The following is a 2,937-nucleotide window of genomic DNA, read 5'->3' as shown; positions in this document are numbered from 1 at the left end:
GATCGCGAGTCCGACGGCGTCCCCCTCGATCGCCGCTGCGTCAGGTGATCTTCCGGAATCGGTCGAGAACGTGCTCGGTGCGGCGCAGGCTGACTTGTTCTTCGCGACGTCGCGTGGCGGGCACTCCACTGCCGTGCTGGAGACCGCGCGTGACGACGTCGACGGATCCGACGGACATGTCGACGTGACCGCCCTCGAGGACCTCCTTGGTCTGACGGAGGCGGGCATTGCCGATGTTCGCATCGACCGTACGACTCCGATCGACTCCAAAGTGGTGGTGGGCGAGCGGTCGCTCGTCGGAGCACGTGATCTCTGGCTCGCCGTTGCACAGCTGGCCGCCGCGCGAGCCGCACTGGAGTGGACGCTGCTCTACGTCGAGCAGCGAAAGGTGTTCGGCACGAAGCTCATCGACTTCGACAACACCCGCGCGCGGCTCACCGCAATGACTCAGGAATGCTTCGCGGGCGAGGCGTTGATGACCCAGAGCCTCACTCGATGTGAGTCGGGGGTCCTGACCGATGACGAATCGGCTGCCGTTCGGCGACTGGCCGTGCAAATCCACTCGCGCAGCGCTGATCTCGGTTTGCAGCTGCATGGTGGGTACGGCTACATGAAGGAGTACCCGATAGCCCAGGCGTACGCCGATGCTGGATTCCTCGCTGCGCTCGATGCCAGCGAGGGTGCGCTCGCCCGCAGGCCTGCCAGGTAATCGCTCACGCGCCGCGGAACTTGGGGGCTCGGCGCTCGCGGAAGGCCGCTATCCCCTCGAGCAGGTCGTCGGAGGCCAAGGTCTGCTCCTCGTAGGCGAACGACAGATCCAGGACCTCGCCCGCCCGCTGCTCGGTCACTCGATTCAGTGCGCGCTTGGTGCCTTGAACTGCCAAGGGTGCCAGTGCGGCAATCGATTCGGCGATCGTCACCGCGACATCACGTACCTCGGTGGGGAGATCGACCAAGTCCGTGACCATTCCCAGCGCGTATGCAGTCTCTGCGTTCATGGGCTCGCCGGTCAGGAGGTGACGACGGGCGCGCAGCATGCCTGCGGCGGCCGGCCAGACCACGCAGCCACCGTCGCCGGCGACGAGGCCCAAGTTGACGTGGGTGTCGGCGAGGTAGGCCGACTTCGCGGCGACGAGCGCATCGCATGACAACGCCACAGTGGCCCCCAACCCGATGGCGGGACCCTGAACTGCTGCGACGATGGGCTGCGGCAGATTGAAGAATGCCGACATCAGACGACGTCCGTCGGTGACTATGGCGCGGCGCGCCGCTCCGTCTCGGTGCGCGGCCTCCATGAGTTCGAAGTCACCCCCCGCAGAAAAGGCCTTCCCCTCCGAGGACAGGACGACGGCCCGCACGGTGCGGTCGTTGGAGAGCGCGCAAAGCGCGCTGGTGAGCTCCCGATGCAGGAGGGCGTCGACCCGGTTTGACAGCTCCGGGCGGGTGAGGACGATTTCGCGAACGTGCTCGCTGATGGTGCGAATGTCTAGAGCCGCATAGGCGTCAGGGGCGGTGCTGGTCACGACTATCTCCTTCGTCGTTGCGATGCCGCGTTCCATGGAGGATCGGGCACGTTAATGGCCATTAGATCAATAGCCTGTCCGTCGAGGCAAACACTTGATGCGGCATCAACCCGGTTTGTCGAATATCGGTTTACCCACAACAATATTCGATCCGTGTCTTGCCGGACGCCTAGGCTGTCGGCCCTGAACAGCGGCCCGAAGTCGGCAATCAGAGTATGATAACGTACGTTTACATGACTGCTGTCAGTCGCTGCCACGGGAACAGGAGGCCCAAGCCCCATGCGGCGCTCCATATTCACGGCCGAGCACGACGAATTTCGCCAGATCGTGCGAAACCTGTTCGTTGATCGCGTAGTGCCCGACTACGGGAAGTGGCAACAGGAGGGACGCCCCCCACGCGACTTCTGGCGGCTCGCGGCTTCCGCGGGAATTCTGGGAATCGGCGTTCCCGCCGAACTCGGTGGCCTGGCAGGATCGACGTTTCGGCACAGTGCCATCGTCAGCGAAGAGAGCCAACGGCTGGGCCTGGCGCTCGGCGGCGTCAGGGTGCACACCGACATCTGCATGCCCTACTTCCTTCGGTTCGGCACCGAAGAACAGAAGAAGCGCTGGATCCCACGTCTCACCCGAGGCGAAGCGGTGGTGGCCTTGGCGCTGTCAGAACCGGGCGCCGGCTCCGACCTCAAGTCGATGTCGACCACGGCGAGACGTGACGGGGATGCCTTCGTCGTCAACGGCGCCAAGACCTTCATCTCCAACGGTGCGGCAGCGGATTTGGTGGTGTTGGCGGTGAAGACGGCCCCGGAGGCCGGCAGGCGCGGGATCAGCCTGCTCGTCGTCGAGACCGACACCCAGGGATTCGAGCGCGGTCGCAGCCTCAAGAAGCTTGGCCTGCACGCACAGGACCTGGCCGAACTCGCGTTCAGCGACATGAGGGTGCCCGTGCAGAACCTGCTCGGAACCGAGAACGAAGGTTTCGGGTATCTGACGTCCAACCTCGCCCAGGAACGGGTGTCGATCGCCATGAGCTCGCAGGCCGCCGCGGTGGCAGCATTCGAGGAGACCGAGCGGACGCTATCCGGTGAACGGCTGGGCCAGGTTGCCAAGTTCGAGCTGGCCGACCGCGCGGCGGAGATCGCGGCGGGCCAGGCTCTCATCGACCGTTCGATCCTCGGAGTCGAGGACGACACGCTCACCCCGGCGGATGCGGCCATCGCCAAGCTGTATTGCACCGAACTGCAAGCCCGCGTGCTGGATTCGTGTCTACGAGTGCTCGGTCCACGACACTATCGCGAATCGTCCTTCGTGGGGCGTGGCTATCTCGACGGCCGCGTTACCCGCATCTTCGGCGGCTCCAGCGAGATCATGAGGGTCATCATCGCCCAGGATCGCGGATGGTAGGCCCCGATCCCAT

General features: G+C 64.8%; 3 protein-coding genes. 2 read left to right on the top strand and 1 reads right to left on the bottom strand.

Translation table 11 applies throughout. The features are described from left to right. Positions 1 to 709, top strand: a 709-nt coding sequence (locus QOI01_RS17145; RefSeq protein WP_526382966.1) for an acyl-CoA dehydrogenase family protein, incomplete at its 5' end; no start/stop codon positions are given. Positions 710 to 713: 4 nt separating this feature from the next. Here QOI01_RS17145 and QOI01_RS17140 read toward each other — a convergent pair. Continuing rightward, positions 714 to 1,523, bottom strand: coding sequence for an enoyl-CoA hydratase/isomerase family protein (locus QOI01_RS17140; protein WP_526382964.1), 810 nt, complete (start codon positions 1,521 to 1,523; stop codon positions 714 to 716). A gap of 279 nt (positions 1,524 to 1,802) precedes the next feature. Here QOI01_RS17140 and QOI01_RS17135 point away from each other — a divergent pair, with 279 nt between their 5' ends. Then, positions 1,803 to 2,924 carry an acyl-CoA dehydrogenase family protein gene (locus tag QOI01_RS17135; RefSeq protein ID WP_526382962.1) on the top strand — a complete coding sequence of 374 codons (1,122 nt, stop codon included), beginning with the start codon at positions 1,803 to 1,805 and terminating at the stop codon, positions 2,922 to 2,924. Positions 2,925 to 2,937: the final 13 nt, after the last annotated feature.

It is taken from the genome of Mycobacterium sp. (genome assembly GCF_032162605.1).
Lineage (GTDB): Bacteria > Actinomycetota > Actinomycetes > Mycobacteriales > Mycobacteriaceae > Mycobacterium.
This window is presented reverse-complemented; position numbering and strand designations above follow the sequence as displayed.

Coding starts and splice junctions, on each gene's coding strand:
- QOI01_RS17135 (WP_526382962.1), top strand. CDS start 1,803: ATGCGGCGCTCCATATTCACGGCCGAGCACGACGAATTTCGCCAGATC.